Origin of the sequence: Pseudomonas sp. EA_65y_Pfl1_P113 (assembly GCF_963970525.1) — a bacterium.
In the GTDB taxonomy this organism is placed as follows: Bacteria; Pseudomonadota; Gammaproteobacteria; order Pseudomonadales; family Pseudomonadaceae; genus Aquipseudomonas; species Aquipseudomonas tritici.
Genome location: NZ_CAXAQM010000021.1, coordinates 45,618 through 60,756 on the forward strand (window position 1 = coordinate 45,618; position 15,139 = coordinate 60,756).

The 15,139-nt window shown below is 61.1% G+C and carries 13 protein-coding genes and 2 pseudogenes; 4 read left to right on the forward strand and 11 right to left on the reverse strand.

What is annotated here, in order from left to right:
• Positions 1-97 precede the first annotated feature (97 nt).
• From AACY52_RS19065 to pilG, 11 genes and pseudogenes are all read right to left on the reverse strand, one after another.
• A pseudogene (locus tag AACY52_RS19065) lies at positions 98-328 on the reverse strand (hypothetical protein); the annotation flags it as partial.
• Positions 291-416 (reverse strand): annotated as a pseudogene (locus AACY52_RS19070) (transcriptional regulator); the annotation flags it as partial. The pseudogenes AACY52_RS19065 and AACY52_RS19070, both read right to left, overlap by 38 nt.
• Positions 417-460: 44 nt before the next feature.
• The gene (locus AACY52_RS19075; RefSeq protein ID WP_339560705.1) at positions 461-700 is read right to left on the reverse strand and encodes a DUF6124 family protein; all 240 of its coding nucleotides are present in this window, start codon (positions 698-700) and stop codon (positions 461-463) included.
• 329 nt (positions 701-1,029) lie between these two features.
• Positions 1,030-1,449 (reverse strand): hypothetical protein, encoded by a 420-nt coding sequence (locus AACY52_RS19080; RefSeq protein WP_339560706.1) that lies wholly within the window; start codon positions 1,447-1,449, stop codon positions 1,030-1,032.
• Positions 1,427-1,753 (reverse strand): polymorphic toxin type 44 domain-containing protein, encoded by a 327-nt coding sequence (locus AACY52_RS19085; RefSeq protein ID WP_339560707.1) that lies wholly within the window; start codon positions 1,751-1,753, stop codon positions 1,427-1,429. The genes AACY52_RS19080 and AACY52_RS19085 overlap by 23 nt, the downstream gene beginning before the upstream one ends.
• Before the next feature lie 289 nt (positions 1,754-2,042).
• Entirely contained in the window at positions 2,043-2,498 is a 456-nt protein-coding gene (locus AACY52_RS19090) for a chemotaxis protein CheW (RefSeq protein WP_339415270.1), read from the reverse strand.
• Positions 2,491-8,310, reverse strand: coding sequence for an Hpt domain-containing protein (locus AACY52_RS19095; protein ID WP_339560708.1), 5,820 nt, complete (start codon positions 8,308-8,310; stop codon positions 2,491-2,493). Before AACY52_RS19095 ends, AACY52_RS19090 begins: the two co-directional genes overlap by 8 nt.
• Before the next feature lie 107 nt (positions 8,311-8,417).
• On the reverse strand, positions 8,418-10,469 hold the full coding sequence (locus AACY52_RS19100; RefSeq protein WP_339560709.1) for a methyl-accepting chemotaxis protein: 2,052 nt from the start codon (positions 10,467-10,469) through the stop codon (positions 8,418-8,420).
• Positions 10,466-10,990 (reverse strand): chemotaxis protein CheW, encoded by a 525-nt coding sequence (locus AACY52_RS19105; RefSeq protein WP_339469683.1) that lies wholly within the window; start codon positions 10,988-10,990, stop codon positions 10,466-10,468. Before AACY52_RS19105 ends, AACY52_RS19100 begins: the two co-directional genes overlap by 4 nt.
• Positions 10,991-11,002: 12 nt before the next feature.
• Positions 11,003-11,368, reverse strand: coding sequence for a twitching motility response regulator PilH (pilH, locus tag AACY52_RS19110; RefSeq protein WP_014720320.1), 366 nt, complete (start codon positions 11,366-11,368; stop codon positions 11,003-11,005).
• Positions 11,369-11,414: 46 nt separating this feature from the next.
• Positions 11,415-11,822: a twitching motility response regulator PilG gene (gene pilG, locus AACY52_RS19115; protein WP_339415266.1), complete on the reverse strand. Its 408-nt coding sequence runs from the start codon at positions 11,820-11,822 to the stop codon at positions 11,415-11,417.
• Positions 11,823-12,061: 239 nt separating this feature from the next.
• Between pilG and gshB the strand changes: the two genes are divergently transcribed.
• From gshB to ruvX, 4 genes are all read left to right on the forward strand, one after another.
• A complete protein-coding gene (gene gshB, locus AACY52_RS19120) occupies positions 12,062-13,033 on the forward strand; it encodes a glutathione synthase (protein WP_339469681.1) in 972 nt (323 codons plus the stop codon).
• A 102-nt stretch (positions 13,034-13,135) separates the two neighbouring features.
• Entirely contained in the window at positions 13,136-14,041 is a 906-nt protein-coding gene (locus AACY52_RS19125) for an energy transducer TonB (RefSeq protein ID WP_339560710.1), read from the forward strand.
• 67 nt (positions 14,042-14,108) lie between these two features.
• On the forward strand, positions 14,109-14,678 hold the full coding sequence (locus tag AACY52_RS19130; RefSeq protein ID WP_339415264.1) for a YqgE/AlgH family protein: 570 nt from the start codon (positions 14,109-14,111) through the stop codon (positions 14,676-14,678).
• Positions 14,678-15,115 (forward strand): Holliday junction resolvase RuvX, encoded by a 438-nt coding sequence (gene ruvX, locus AACY52_RS19135; RefSeq protein ID WP_003176676.1) that lies wholly within the window; start codon positions 14,678-14,680, stop codon positions 15,113-15,115. Before AACY52_RS19130 ends, ruvX begins: the two co-directional genes overlap by 1 nt.
• Positions 15,116-15,139 lie beyond the last annotated feature (24 nt).

A 15,139-nucleotide genomic window follows, 5' to 3' on the forward strand; every position in this document is an offset into this window, starting at 1 on the left:
CGCCCCCTCCAACGTTCTGACCGAGTCATTCTCACTGATAGCTGGCCAACAGGTCCTCCACGTTTCCCTGCAGTGTGATCGTGCTGTCAATCAACTGGTAACGTTTGTCCGAGCGATACCCTTGCAAGCGCAAGGCCGTAAGGGCGATAGCATGAGCAGCGTTCTAAGCCCGGTCAAAACGGCTGGCGAATGATCACTGTGGATTGCCGGCACCCTTCAACCGATCCCTGGCTGAACGCATCAGCCCATCACACTCTTTGCGATCCGGCGGCTCAGCCTTCAAGCCGCCGCTACGTTGCAGATTCTCCAGGTTTGCCTTGCTGTCCATCCGTGGGTTCCAATGGGTTGCCCCCAATCAGATTGATCTTGTCCTGCTGCACCACCCGCTGCACAAAACTGTTCCCGGCATTCCATTTGCTCGGTGGCGCTTGTTAACGATCAGTCCCTATTTGAGACCGCTTTAAGATTCCGGCGATGGGCTGCCGTGCTCCAACGCTCTATCAACCAACAACTGCCCCAACGCTGCCATTTGCTGGATTCCGAGCATGATTGCGCGCTGGGAGGTGTCCAGGTCGAAGGCCAAGTTGCAGGTGAGTGCGCTCAGGGAGGACAGGGTCTCGCTGGCGTTAACCAGCAGGGTTTCGGTGTCTTGGTGGGGGGTTACGGTGAAAAGGGGCGGATTGGGGGTAGGTTTGACCATGATTTACAGCTCCGATATGTGATGGATACTGCCCTCTTTCACTTGCACGCGAATAAGGTGGCAGCTGTACGCAGGTGTGCAAGACCGGGCATATCGGACCCCGGCAGACCCCAAGGGATCTCCCACGCACAGCCGCCATAACAAATACAGCAGGCATAAAAAACGCCCGTTGAATGGCTATGGGCGCAGGTGCGCCGACATGTAACCGGACTTGCACGTCCGTGTCACCGTTTTTTGCGATGACGGGACGAAGACTAGGCGCGCTGGCTGCACGCGACAAGTTCATGCACTGCCCAAAATCTTGCGGGAAAAATCCGAAGCCGGCCGGCCTACAACTTCATGTCGATGCTCACAGCCCCCAAACCTTCAAGCGGATAGCTGCGGTACTCATAAACCTCCCCACGGACAATGAGGTGGATGACGCCATCCACCCGAGTCACTTGGACATCAGGCTCTTTGGTTTTCAAAAAGGGATGTGCCGAAACCAGCGCTGTCAGTATTGCCCGATCACTACCTAAGTCCTTATAAACGTAGTACCTGTAGGAAAACCCCACTGTCGCGCCGCCCTGACCGTCACGTGCTCCATAAATTGAGCTGCCGTTGCCTAAGGAGTGTTTCAAAACCACTTCGTCCAAATCCGGGGTACCGGATGACATGATCCAATTGCCCCCGATATAAATCAGGCAGGCCACCAGCAGGCAGTTGCGCAGGACCGGCAAGAGGCTCTTAGTAGCCCTGAGAAATTGCATACTCGATACCTCTCCTTATCCAATATTGATCTCGAGGATCATCGCCAAAAGGGTCACCGCCCCACCATGAGCCAAATTCCGGCTTGGTGGTTTTTGCGAATGTTTGAGCGACACCTGCTGCCCGTAACAGAACATGCTCGGGAATGCCCAGCACCGTGCCTGTAGCACCATAATTGAAGACTAGAGATGAGTGCCCTTGCACTTGGCTGTCGCCATATTTTCGAGAAGTGAAACACCCGGCGGCATTAACGGTACGGCCATTTGCGAATCCTTGCTGGCAGTGAGGAGTGCAGAAACTAGCCACTCCACTGCGGCCTGCAAACCCGCCTATTCCAAACTCAGAACTCGCCTACAGTAACTCCATCCTATTCCGACATATCGCCCAGCAATGGTTGTCGATGCAAAGTGCCTATGACTTAAGGCAGGCCGAGCATCGGGAGCAGCCGGTGATTGAGCGGTTTGCGCGGATTGTGATCAGCGTGGGAGCTGGCTTGCCTGCGATGGCGGTGGGTCAGTTGGCTTATGCGTGAGTGACACCCCGCTATCGCAGGCAAGCCACACACAGTTGGTCTCGTTGAATTGGAGAATAGTGCTCAGGCCAATCCGGATTCGACCAGCAAGGCTTCCAACCCCATGAGGTCCGGCACCTTCGCCACATGCTCCCCCACTTGCACCGCCGCCAGCTCCAGCGGGCACAGCGGCACATCCACGTAGCTCAATTCGCTGTCGAGCTTGTACGACCTTGGAATGCCCTGGATCACCAGCGCAATAAACTTCAACGTCGGCCGCCCACCCAACGCATTCAGCACCACGATCCGCGAGCGTGCGCCGGTCACACTCGCTTCGCCGCACACCGCTTCAAAGCTGATCAACGGGATTTGCCGATCGCGCCACGTCACTTGCCGCAGATACCACGGCGGCGCATCGCTGGCCGGTTCGCCGCGTTGGAAGTCGATCAACTCGGCGATGGCGACGTTGGGTAGCACCAGGTGACGATCGGCCAGGGGCAGCAACAGGCCGGTGAGTTGGCGGGTGCGGTGGTCAAGCATGGGACTTGCTCCAATAGGCGATGCTTTCCAGCAGCACCGACTCTTGATACGGCTTGCCGAGGTAGTCATTCACGCCGATGGCCATGGCGCGGTCGCGGTGTTTCTGGCCGGTGCGCGAGGTGATCATGATGATCGGCAGGCGCATCAGCCGCGGGTCGGCGCGCACCTGGGTCGCCACTTCGAAGCCGTCCATGCGCGGCATTTCGATGTCGAGCAGCATCAGGTCCGGGGTGTGTTCTTCAAGCACAGCGAGCGCGTCGATGCCGTCTTTGGCGGTGAGCACGTTCATGCCGTTGCGCTCCAGCAGGCGACTGGTGACTTTGCGCACGGTGACCGAATCGTCCACCACCAACACCAGCAGCGGGCGCTTTTTCAGGGGATCGTTGAGAATCAGCGGCACATCAGCCGCTTGAGCCGGCAACGCGGGCTGGCGGGCGCGGATAGGTGCCAGCAAGTCGATGATCAGTACCACACGCCCATCGCCCAGAATCGTCGCGCCGGACAAGCCCTGCACACCCGCAAACTGCGGGCCCAGGCCCTTGACCACGATTTCCCGCGTACCGGCCATGGCGTCCACATGGATGGCAACGCGCCGCTCATTGCACTGCACCAACAGCACCGGCACGGGCTGGTACTGGCCCAGCAGTTTCGGGCGGCTGACGGTCTGCAACAAGTCACCGAGATAGAACAGCTCGTGGCGCTGGCCGGCGTACTCATAACACGGCGGATCCTGCTGATAGTGCCCGGCCAACTCATGCGGCAGCACGCGCACCAGGCCTTCGATGGTGTTGAGCGGAATCGCGTATTGATAGTCCGCACACTGCACCATCAGCGCACGGTTGACCGACACGGTAAATGGCAAGCGAATGCGGAAATGCACACCCTCGCCCGGCGTCGAGTCAATGAACATTGAGCCACCTAACTGACGCACCTCCTCATGCACCACATCCATGCCCACGCCGCGTCCGGAAATCTGGGTGATCTTCTCCGCCGTGGAGAACCCAGGTTGCAGGATGAACTGCAACACGTCGCGGTCGCTGATCTCTTGATTGGGGTCGAGCAAGCCACGCTTGATCGCCTTGCGCCGCACCGCTTCCAGCGGCACACCGGCACCGTCGTCACGCATGTCGAAGACAATGTCGCCGCCTTCATGGGTCAGGTCCAGGGTGATGCGCCCCTTTTCCGGCTTACCGGCCAGCAGCCGTACATCGCGGGATTCCAGGCCATGGTCGACGGCGTTGCGCAGCATGTGTTCCAGCGGCGCCGCCATGCGCTCCAGCACGTTGCGGTCCATCTCGCCCTCGGCATTGCCGACGTTGAACTCCACGTCTTTGCCCAACTCGCCCGCTACCTGGCGCACGATGCGCTTGAGGCGCGGCAGCATGCGTTCGAACGGCACCATGCGCGTGCGCATCAGGCCTTCTTGCAACTCGGTGTTAATGCGTGCCTGTTGCTGCAACAGGTCGTGCGCATCCTCGTTGCGGCGCTCAAGGGTGTCCTTAAGGTCCAGCAGGTCGGAGGCGGATTCGGACAGCGCACGGGACAGCTGCTGCAACTGCGAATGGCGGTCCATTTCCAGCGGGTCGAATTCTTCGTAGCCCAGGCGTTCGGCCTCGGCCTGTTGGCGGCTGAGGATGCGGCCCTGGGTTTCGGTGTCGAGACGGCGCAGTTGGTCGCGCATGCGTTCGATGGTGGTTTCCACTTCCGTCAGGGCGATGCGTGCGTCGTTGACTTGCTGCTCGATTCGGCCACGGAAGATCGAGGTTTCACCGGCCAGATTGACCAGGTCGTCGAGCAGCTCGGCGGAGATTTTCACCATGTCGGCAGCCGGGTCGACGACTGCTTCCGTCTTGCCGACTGGCAACGCCACTGGCGTTACCGGCTCTACGCTTGGGTGCAACAGGCTTTTGATGCGCTCAATGAGTTTGTCCACCGAGCCTACAGGCAGGCCATCCGCCACAGCGTCGATCATCTGCGCCAGGCGGTCATGGCAACCTTGCAGCAACGCGAACAGCTCCGCAGAGGGCGCGATCAAGCCGGCGGACAGGCCTTCGTAGAGAAATTCCAGCTCGTGGGCCAAATCGCCAATGGGCGCAATTTCGACCATGCGCGCACCGCCCTTGAGGGTGTGCAAGTCGCGCAGCAGGGTTTCCACTTCCTGTCGATTGCCGGGCTCGGCCTGCCAGCGCAGCAATGCGCTGCCTGAGCTGTCGAGAATGTCGGCGGCTTCTTCGAGGAAAATATCCAGTAATTCAGGATCAGCGCCCGACGCTTGGGGCGCCTCGGCCGGAGCCGAAGGCGTGCTGTTCTGGCGGAATTCACGTAACGCGGCGATCAGCTCATTGGCATCGCTCAGGGGTTGGTGCTGTTGCAGTTCTTCAAGCTGCAAGGCCAGCCGCTCATGACTGGCCATCAGCAACAGGGACAGCTCGGTGGAGTAACTGTAGCGGCGGTCCACCAGCCCTTCGTACAGGCATTCCAACTCAGTGGCCAAGTCGCCCACGGGCCCGATTTCGGCCATGCGCGCACCGCCCTTGAGGGTGTGCAAATCACGCTGCAACGACGACAACGGTGCGGCGCTGTCGGGCGCCAGCAACCAGCGTTTGAGCGACTGCCCGGCGCTGTCGAGGATGTCCACGGCTTCTTCGAGGAATATTTCTACAATCTCGTCGTCTATCGCCGTTTCATGCTCCAACTGCTGTGTGGCGGCGCCCAGCTCGGAAATGCTCAGCGTGCGGCTGCCGTCGCTTTTGATCAGGCCGGTGGCGGACGGATCGAGGGCGTCGTCCAGCAGACCGCGCAGGGCGAGGACCCGTGCCGGCGCCGGGCTGACTTCCTGGCCGGCGGCCAATTGGTCGAGCATGCTGATCAGCGCTTCGTGGGCTTGCTCAGCCTCGTGGAAAAACCGCTCACTGACGGCCAGACTGCTCTCTTCCACGGCGCCATACAGGTCGAGCAGGGCTTCGCAGAGTTCGTCGATGGCGTGCAGGTCGGCAACGTGAGCGCCCTCTCCCAACGTGGTCAATTCGTCCAGCAGCGCGGTGAGCTCCTGGCGCTCGCCGGGGTGTTGTTGCCAGCGGCGCAGCAGGCTTTCGGCGTCGAGCAGGATGTCCATGCCCTGGGCCAGAAAGTTGGCGATCAATTGCGTGTCACGCTTGATGTGCAGGCCGGTACTCGGCGCGTCGAGCAGTGCTTCGAGCTGGTGATCCAGCAGGCGTTGGGTGCGGCTGATCAGGGCCTCTGCGCCTTTGATAGGCGCCAGGGGATCACTGTTCAAATCACGCAGCCCGCGTTGGAACAGGTCTTCGGCCTCCAGCAATAACTCCACTTCGTCCAGGTCCAGCGGCAGGCGGTGAGCTTTATATTCGCGGGTCAGGTGGTCGAGGGGGCGCGCCAGTTCGGCGATGGGCAACACGCCGGCCATGTAGGCGCTGCCCTTAAGGGTGTGCAAGGCGCGTTGCAGCTCATCGCTGACTTGCAGCGGCACATGCTCGGCAGCCTGTTGCAGGAAGTGGTTGAGGCTGTCCAGATGACTTTGGGCTTCGTTGCGGAAGATCTCCAGCAACATCGGGTCGTGGGACTCTGCGACCGGCGCTTGCGTACCGCTGGCCAAGGCGTGGGCACGTGCAGCCAGGGCGTCGACTTCATCGCGCTGGCGTTGGTCGTCGGTGGCGAAGTCGGCGATCAGCTCCGGCAGCAGGGCCACCGCTTCATCCAGCACCTGTTGCACCTTGGGGCCCAGGACAACACTGCGTTCCAGCACGCGGTTGAGCAAGTTTTCCACGGCCCAGGCCAGCTCGGCCAAGACCAGGGCGCGCACCATGCGGCCACTGCCTTTGAGGGTATGGAAAGCACGGCGCATTTCGCCCTGGGCGGTTTTGTTGGTGCTGTTGGGCAGAGAGCGGTGCAGCGCCTCGAGGACTTCGTCGGTTTCTTCGAGGAAGACTTCGCGCAGCTCATCGTCGATGGGTTCTTCATCGGCCGGTGGCGGCAACAGGCTGCCGGGGCGTTGCAGGGCCGGCGGGTTCAGGCGCGACGTTGGACTGGCCAGTGCATCGAACTGGGACTGACTCGGCGTGATCTCACCCGAAAGTGCCCCATCCGGTGCAGCCAAGGCTTGGCGCCAGGGCTTCTCGGCGGGCAGGTAACCCAGTGCGGCCAGGCCTTGGGTGGCCAGTTCCAGCACCCGTTCGCCGCCGGCGTCCGGGTCTTGGAGCATACGTTCGAGGTAGTACTCCAGGCTGCTGATCACGTCAGCAAAATGCGCAAGCTGCATCTCGGACGGCGGCGCATCGGTGTCCATCAATTGCTCGTCGACGTAATCGGTGCATCCGCGCATCAGGCTCGCCGCGCGGGGCAGCGGGATCATCGCAAGGGCGCCGCGCACCTGACTCAGCAGTTCCGGCAGGGACTCAAGGCGCTGGCGGTCCCAATCGGCTTCGATGCAGTCGATCACCAGTTCCTTGGCTTGCTTGAGGCACTGGCAGGATTCGCGGATCACCAGTTGGTGGATCTGGGTCAGGTCGGTGGTGGGCAGGCGGCTTTCTTCGCGGCTTTCCGGCTCGACGGTACCGACCATGCCGGCCAGCGTGGCTTCGACGTAGAGCAACGCGCCGGCAACGTCCATCAATACGGCATCGTTGGGGTCGCGTTGACCTTGAGCCAGGCTCAGCACCACCGCAAGCTGGTCGATGATGACTTTGCGCGGTTGGCCAAAGCCCAGCACGGCCAAGGTGTCGGCGATCTGCCGCAGCGGCGCGAGCAGCGCATCCAAGTCATTGGTGTGCTGGCGGTCGCTGCGTACGAACAAGTCGAGGCGCTCTTTTACCCGTACCAACTCCTCACACAACGCGCCGAGTACCGAGCCCATCGCATTGCGATCCGGACCGGCCAGGCGGGCGCGCTCGGCGTCGACCACCGCGCTGTCAGGCAAGGCCTCATCCAAACCGTAGCGTTCCTTGAGGCTTTGCATGCGCGGCGTCGGTCGGGTGACCTTGGCGACATAGAACAGCAAGCTCTTGAGTAATTCATCCGGCGCCGGCTGGTTGATCCCACCGATACCCTGGGCCAGCAGGCGTTTGAGCTGTTTGTCGCTGGCCTTGAGCAAGCTGCGCAGGGCCGGGCTGTTGGCGATCACACCGGTGAGCATCCCTTCGACCAATGCCGAGGTGACTTGCCACAGCGGCAACAGCGGCGCGCCCTGGCACAACGCTTCAAGACGCGCGAACACTCGCGCCATGTCTTCCAGGTTGCTTGGGCCGTGGTCTTCGCGCAACAAACCCGCCAAGGCGTGTTGCAGCAGTAAGTGCCACTGGCGCAGTTGCTCTTTCAGGTCAGGCGTCGCGCGTTGCGCCAGCGCTTCGTCGGGCAGCGGCGCAATCGACAGCAGTTGCGGGCTGAACAGGCTGGTCTCCGACAGCAGGCTTTCGCCGCGTGCGCTGCGCAGGTCGTTGAGCAGCGGCAACACCACCAGCGGCAGATCGCGTCGGGCGCTGTGTACACGCTCCAGATACAGCGGCAATTGGTTGAGGGCCTGTTGCAGCAGGCGGATGCTTTCATCGCGCTGGCTGACGCGCCCGGCTTGCAGGGCCAAGGCAAGTGCTTCGATTTCCTCGGCCAGCAGCGCGGCGCCGTAGAACTCGACCATTAGCAACGCGCCATGCACCTGGTGGATGCCAGCCAGGCACTCGCTTATTGCGTCGCCGTCAGTGGTTTCGACATACGCGTCCAGCGCCGAACGGGCCTGTTTCAGGGTTTCGGCAATGTCGCCCTTGACCCATTCGAGGGCCACGTAGTCGTGCCGATCAACCATAACTGCTCCGCTTAGAATTCGTGGGTTGCTTGTCTTGCAGATATCTCAAAACCAATGGATACCTAATCTGGGAGCGGGCAAGCCCGCTCCCAGATTTTGACGGCATTTCAATCGTCGACCTGCTTGGGGGCCGGGAGGGTGAAACCCGACACCGACCGGCGCAACTGGCTGGCCATTTTTGCCAGGTTACCGATACTTTCGGCCGTGGCCGTGGAGCCCGACGAGGTCTGCGTAGTGATCTGCTGAATCACATTCATCGTCAGGGAAATCTGCCCCGCCGACGAGGTCTGTTGCTGCGCCGCGTTGGATATGCTCTGGATCAGCGCTGCCAGGGTCTTCGACACGCCTTCGATTTCTTCCAGCGCCACCCCGGCGTCTTGCGCCAGCCGCGCGCCGCGCACCACTTCGGTGGTGGTCTGCTCCATGGAGATCACCGCTTCGTTGGTGTCGGCCTGGATCGCGCGCACCAGGGTTTCGATCTGCCGGGTCGCGGCCGACGAACGTTCGGCCAGGCGCTGAACTTCATCCGCCACCACGGCAAAGCCGCGCCCTGCATCCCCAGCCATGCTCGCCTGGATTGCGGCATTGAGGGCGAGGATGTTGGTTTGGTCGGCAATGTCGTCGATCAGGCTGACGATGTCGCCAATCTCCTGGGACGACTCGCCCAAGCGTTTGATGCGCTTGGCGGTGTCCTGGATCTGCTCGCGAATGTTGTCCATGCCGTGGATGGTGTTGTGCACCACCTCGTTGCCTTTGTTGGCAATTTCCACCGAACGCTCTGCCACTGCCGAAGATTCGGCGGCGTTGGCCGAGACCTGATCGATGGACTGGGCTATCTGGTTGATCGCGGTGGAGGCTTCGGCGATCTGCTGGGCCTGATGCTCCGACGCCTGGGCCAGGTGCATGGCGGTGGCCTGGGTATCCTGCACCGCTCCGGCGACTTGCCCGGCGGTGAGGTTGATGGTGGCGACGAGGTCGCGCAGCTGATCCACGGAATAGTTGATGGAGTCGGCGATGGTACCGGTGAAGTCTTCGGTCACCGACGCGGTCACGGTGAGATCGCCGTCGGCCAAGTCTTCGATTTCATCCAGCAGACGCATGATCGCGTTCTGGTTGCGCTCGTTCTTCTCGGCAGTTTCATGCAGTTGGCGGTTGGTCTCACGCACCATCACCAGGCCGATCAGGATAATCGAGGTCAGCGCCAGCAAGCCGAGCACGTAGCCACCGATGGTGTCCAAGCTGCGCCCATCGGCAAGATTTTCAAACCCGGTGGCCAGGTGTGAGGCTTCATCGAGCAGGGTTTGCGACAAGTTGAAGATGTTGCTCGCCGATGCGCGCACTTGGAACAGTTGCGGTGAGGTCTCAAGAATTTCATCCACGGAGCCGGAGACAAACTCAAACAGCTCGGCAATTTCCGCCAGCCGCGCGCGGGCGTCGCGGTCTTCGACCTGGGTGATGCGCAGGCCGGGGTTGCCCTGGAGCATGCCGTTGAGCACCAGCCCAAATCGGTTGGCATCGCGGCCAAAGGCGTCGGCGGCCTGCGCGGCGGTTTCGTCGCCGGCGAGCACGGTGTTCACTGCACCCAGGATACGTTCAGCCAGCAGTGACTGGCGCTGGGCCAACGCCACTTGGCTGGCCGGGGCGCCACGTTGCAGCAGGATGTCGACGACCTTTTCCGACTCGATCTGCAATTGCGGCACAGTCTCGGCCAGCGTCGCGGCAACTTGATGCAACGACAGCACGGTCTGCTCGCTGGCAAGAATCGCATCGGTATTTTTCAGCAGCGCCTCCCAGTCGGTCTGTACGGCGCGCATTTCGGCGCGTACCGCACTGGGCGCGGCGGGCAGCCCGGTTTGTGGGTCGCCTTTTTTCAGGTAGCCCCAGCGCTGGGCGAAATCGTTGCGCGCCTCGCCCAACAGCTTGAACGCAGCCGCCTTGCCGGCGGCAGCTTCGGTGGCGTTTTTGGCGATGCGCTGGGACAGCACGCGCAATTCACCGGCGTGGCCGATGTACTGTTTGTCATAGGTCGACTGGGTGTTGAGGTACGCAAAGTTGGCGAACAGCAACATGATGAACACGATCAGTGCGATAAACAGCACGATGATCTGCGAGCGGCTGCGCGAGCCGGCCTGGGGTTTGGACGTGGTGGCGGTGGTCATGCGGCAACATCCATGAAACCTGGGGCCTGGGCCAGGGCGAAGGGGCTGAAGACCTGCCACCGCTGGTCGCCGTCGAACCAGCCTTGGATATACGGTGCGTCGGGTGCGGCGTTCGCCAGCCACGCGTCTTGTGCAAAATGCTGCATCCCCACCACCTCGTCCACCAGCAGCCCGACAAACAGGTCGTTACATTCCACCACCAACACCCGCCGCTGTTTACGCGCCTTGGACAGTTCAAGGCTGAGGAAACCACCCAGGTCCATCACCGGCAACAAGCGCCCACGCAGATTAGCCACGCCTTTGACCCATGCCTTGACCCCGGGCATTAAAGTGCAACGCGGCTCATGCAGGACTTCGGCGACTTCACCCATGGGCGCTACATACCAGTGCTGCCCCAGGCGAAAACCAATGCCGCTCCAACGTTGCAGGCGGGTTTCCTGGGACGGCAGGTCGGCGGCCAACAGGCGGCAGCGGCGGTCGATGTCCAGCAACAGCTCAAAGGCGGTTTGCGACTCGGTCATGATCGCGTACCGTCAGCCGGCCAGCACCTTGTTCAGGGTGGCGATCAGGGTTTCTTCATCGACCGGCTTGGTCAGGTAGTCCTTGGCACCCTGGCGTGCCCCCCAGATCTTGTCGGTTTCCTGGTCCTTGGTGGTGATGATGATGATCGGGATGCCGTTGGTTTCCGGCTCCTTGGACAGCTGGCGCGTGGCCTGGAAGCCATTGAGGCCCGGCATCACGATGTCCATCAGCACGGCGTCGGGTTTTTCCTGGCGGGCCAGGGCCACGCCGTCCGCACCGTTCTCAGCCTTGAGGACCTGGTGGCCGTGCTTTTCCAGCATGCCGGTGAGTTTGTACATTTCGGTCGGCGAATCGTCGACGATCAGAACACGTGCCATGGTTTTCCCCACTACATAGGTGGACACCGGCCCTTGTGAGGCGGCGTCAGTGTGCTTGTTCTACTGCGGCGAAGGCAGGCACGTAGGCCTTGATCACGCCCAGCAGTTCTTCCTTGCTGAAAGGCTTGGTCAAAAACTGATCGACACCCACGGTACGGCCCTTGGCCTTGTCGAACAGGCCGTCCTTGGAGGACAACATGATCACCGGGATCGACTTGAACGCCGGGTTGTTCTTCACCAGCGCGCAAGTCTGATAGCCATCCAGGCGCGGCATCATGATGTCGACAAAAATAATGTGCGGGTGATGATCAACAATCCGGGCCAGGGCATCAAAACCGTCGATGGCCGTGATGACATCGCACCCCACGTTCTTCAACAGGGTCTCGGCGGTGCGGCGGATCGTCTTCGAATCGTCGATCACCATCACTCTCAAGGCGTTGGATTGCTGTTCCATATCTGCTCTGCCATCGCCACAGCGAATCGGTTTTCGGTGTGTACTGTCTGATGTTGCACAGGATGAACGCCGCAAGCCTTGGAATTCAAGGGCTGCTGCGCTGTGGCAGTCTTTTTAGCACAGTCTCCGGGCGCAATCTATCGAGCAACCGGCCGGGTGGTTTTTCCTTGACCCACAACAGCCGCAGCGCCACTCTGACGCCACTTTTGTGTGCCCTTATTTGTTAGAGGAAATCCCCCATGAGCGTTCGCGTCGGCATTGTCATGGACCCTATCGCCAGCATTTCCTATAAAAAGGACAGCTCGCTGGCCATGCTCCTGGCCGCCCAGGCCCGCGGCTGGACGTTGTTCTATATGGAGCAGCGCGATCTTTACCAAGGCGACGGCGAAGCCCGCGCGCGCATGCGCCCGCTGCAGGTGTTTGCCAACCCGCAGAAGTGGTTCGAGTTGCAAGATGAAATCGACAGCCCGTTGAGCGATCTGGACGTGATCCTGATGCGCAAGGACCCGCCGTTCGACATGGAATTCGTGTACTCCACCTACCTGCTGGAGCAGGCCGAACGCGCTGGCGTGCTGATCGTCAACAAGCCGCAGAGCCTGCGCGACTGCAATGAAAAGCTGTTCGCCACGCTGTTCCCGCAGTGCACGCCGCCGACCGTGGTCAGCCGCCGCGCCGATGTGCTGCGTGAATTTGCCGCTAAACATGGCGATGTGATTCTCAAGCCGTTGGACGGCATGGGTGGCACCTCGATCTTCCGTCACCGCGCGGGCGACCCGAACCTGTCGGTGATCCTGGAAACTCTGACCGCCCTGGGCACCCAGCAGATCATGGGCCAGGCCTATATTCCGGCGATCAAGGACGGCGACAAGCGCATCCTGATGATCGACGGCGAGCCGGTGGATTACTGTCTGGCGCGCATCCCGGCAGCCGGCGAGACCCGTGGCAACCTGGCGGCCGGTGGGCGTGGTGAAGCACGGCCTTTGTCGGACAAGGACCGTTGGATCGCCTCCCAAGTCGGTCCAACACTGCGTGAAAAGGGCTTGCTGTTTGTCGGCCTGGACGTGATCGGTGAGAACCTGACTGAAATCAACGTCACCAGCCCGACCTGTATCCGCGAGATCGACAATGCTTTCGGCACCAACATCGGGGAAATGCTTATGGCCGTGATTGCCGAAAAGTTGCAAGTTGCAAGCTCCAAACCGCACGTTTAAAGCAGACCGCTTTTAGACTTGCAGCTTGTGGCTTGCCGCTTGAAGCTAAAAACCAACATTGCGCTATCATGCCGAACCTCGAAACCCGCGATGTTGGTTTTTATGCCCCTGCCGTCCGAACTGCCCCCCGAACTCTCCCACAGCGGCGTGCGCCCGGCTGATCGGCTCGGATTTACCCTGTTCCTGGCGGCATTGATTCACCTGGCCCTGATCCTCGGCGTGGGGTTCACGATGGTCGAACCCAAGCAGATCAGCAAAACCCTGGAAATCACCCTCGCCACGTTCAAGAGCGAAAAGACGCCCGAGAAGGCCGACTTTCTCGCCCAGGACAACCAGCAAGGCAGCGGCACCCTGGACAAGAAAGCCGTGCCCAAGACCACCGAAGTGGCGCCGTTCCAGGACAACAAGGTGAATAAAGTCGGTCCGCCGCCGACGCCTAAGCCCGAGGTCAAGCAAGCCTCACCCAAGCCTGCGGTGACTACCGTCGCACCCAAACCGCAAAAAGCCCCGACCCAGCGCGAAAAGATCAAGACCGAACCGAAACCCGAGCCCGTGAAGCCGGCGCCGACGTTCGACAGCTCGACGCTGACCGATGAAATTTCCAGCCTGGAAGCGGAGCTGGCCAACGAGCAGCAGTTGTACGCCAAGCGCCCGCGTATCTACCGGTTGAACGCCGCCTCGACCAGGCGCGACAAAGGTGCCTGGTATAAGGACGAGTGGCGCAGGAAGGTTGAGCGTATCGGTAACCTCAACTACCCGGATGAGGCAAGGCGCCAGCAGATCTATGGCAATTTGCGCTTACTGGTGTCGATCAACCGTGACGGTACGTTATATGAAGTGCAGATTCTGGAGTCCTCCGGCCAGCCATTGCTGGACCAGGCTGCCCAGCGCATCGTGCGCCTGGCTGCACCGTTTGCCCCGTTCAGCGGGGATTTGAATGACGTTGACCGCCTGGAAATCATCCGCACCTGGAAGTTCGCCAAGGGCGATCGGCTTTCCAGCAATTGATGACAATTGCCGGATCCGGCACATCGCCAGCTTGTCAGTTCGCCCCTCCAACGCCACACTAGCGGACATGAAAAACGTAAGCCCGACCTACCTCAAGCACCAATTCCTGATCGCCATGCCCCATATGGCCGACCTGAACTTTGCGCAAACCTTGACCTACATTGTCGAGCACACGGCCAATGGTGCTATGGGACTCGTGGTAAACCGCCCGCAAGAGCTGAACCTGGCGGATATCCTCGAACAACTGCGACCGGACGTCGACCCGCCGGCCCGTTGCCAGGACGTGCCGATCTACATCGGTGGGCCGGTGCAGACCGATCGCGGTTTTGTACTGCACCCCACCGGGCCGAAGTTCCAGGCCACGGTCGACCTGGAAGGCGTGTCGCTGTCGACCTCTCAGGACGTGTTGTTCGCCATCGCTGACGGCGCTGGCCCCGAGCAAAACGTGATCACCCTGGGCTATGCGGGCTGGGAAGCCGGACAACTGGAAGCTGAGTTGGCGAGCAATGCCTGGCTGACCTGCCCCTTTGACGCCGATATCCTCTTCAACACCCCCAGCGAACTGCGCCTGGAAGCTGCGGCGGCGAAGCTGCGGGTCAACCTCAGCCTGCTGACCAGCCAGGCGGGGCACGCCTGATGGCCTTGCGTCTGATCCTCGGCTTTGACTACGGCACCAAACAGATCGGCGTAGCAGTCGGCCAGGTGATTACCGGGCAGGCCCGCGAGCTGTGCACCCTCAAGGCCCAGAACGGCATCCCGGACTGGAACCAGGTCGAGGCCCTCATTAAAGAGTGGAAGCCCGACGCAGTGGTGGTCGGCTTGCCTTTGAATATGGATGGCACGCCCAGCGACATGTGCCTGCGCGCCGAAAAGTTCGCACGCCGCCTCAATGGCCGCTACAACATCCCCTTCTATACCCACGACGAGCGCCTGACCACCTTTGAAGCCAAGGGCGAGCGACGCGACCGTGGCGGGCAGAAAGGCAGCTACCGCGACAACCCCGTGGACGCCATCGCCGCCGCCCTGCTGCTGCAGGGTTGGCTGGACGAAAACACAGCTTTATTTGAATCCTGACTGACGCGGCTTGCCGCGTCTTTT

Bases quoted from the DNA above. Each gene is read 5' to 3' on its own strand.
- AACY52_RS19105 (WP_339469683.1), bottom strand. From the start codon at position 10,990: ATGACCGAGTCGCAAACCGCCTTTGAGCTGTTGCTGGACATCGACCGC.
- AACY52_RS19130 (WP_339415264.1), top strand. From the start codon at position 14,109: ATGAAAAACGTAAGCCCGACCTACCTCAAGCACCAATTCCTGATCGCC.
- gshB (WP_339469681.1), top strand. From the start codon at position 12,062: ATGAGCGTTCGCGTCGGCATTGTCATGGACCCTATCGCCAGCATTTCC.
- AACY52_RS19090 (WP_339415270.1), bottom strand. From the start codon at position 2,498: ATGCTTGACCACCGCACCCGCCAACTCACCGGCCTGTTGCTGCCCCTG.
- pilH (WP_014720320.1), bottom strand. From the start codon at position 11,368: ATGGCACGTGTTCTGATCGTCGACGATTCGCCGACCGAAATGTACAAA.
- AACY52_RS19125 (WP_339560710.1), top strand. From the start codon at position 13,136: ATGCCCCTGCCGTCCGAACTGCCCCCCGAACTCTCCCACAGCGGCGTG.
- AACY52_RS19080 (WP_339560706.1), bottom strand. From the start codon at position 1,449: ATGCAATTTCTCAGGGCTACTAAGAGCCTCTTGCCGGTCCTGCGCAAC.
- pilG (WP_339415266.1), bottom strand. From the start codon at position 11,822: ATGGAACAGCAATCCAACGCCTTGAGAGTGATGGTGATCGACGATTCG.
- AACY52_RS19095 (WP_339560708.1), bottom strand. From the start codon at position 8,310: ATGGTTGATCGGCACGACTACGTGGCCCTCGAATGGGTCAAGGGCGAC.
- ruvX (WP_003176676.1), top strand. From the start codon at position 14,678: ATGGCCTTGCGTCTGATCCTCGGCTTTGACTACGGCACCAAACAGATC.
- AACY52_RS19075 (WP_339560705.1), bottom strand. From the start codon at position 700: ATGGTCAAACCTACCCCCAATCCGCCCCTTTTCACCGTAACCCCCCAC.
- AACY52_RS19100 (WP_339560709.1), bottom strand. From the start codon at position 10,469: ATGACCACCGCCACCACGTCCAAACCCCAGGCCGGCTCGCGCAGCCGC.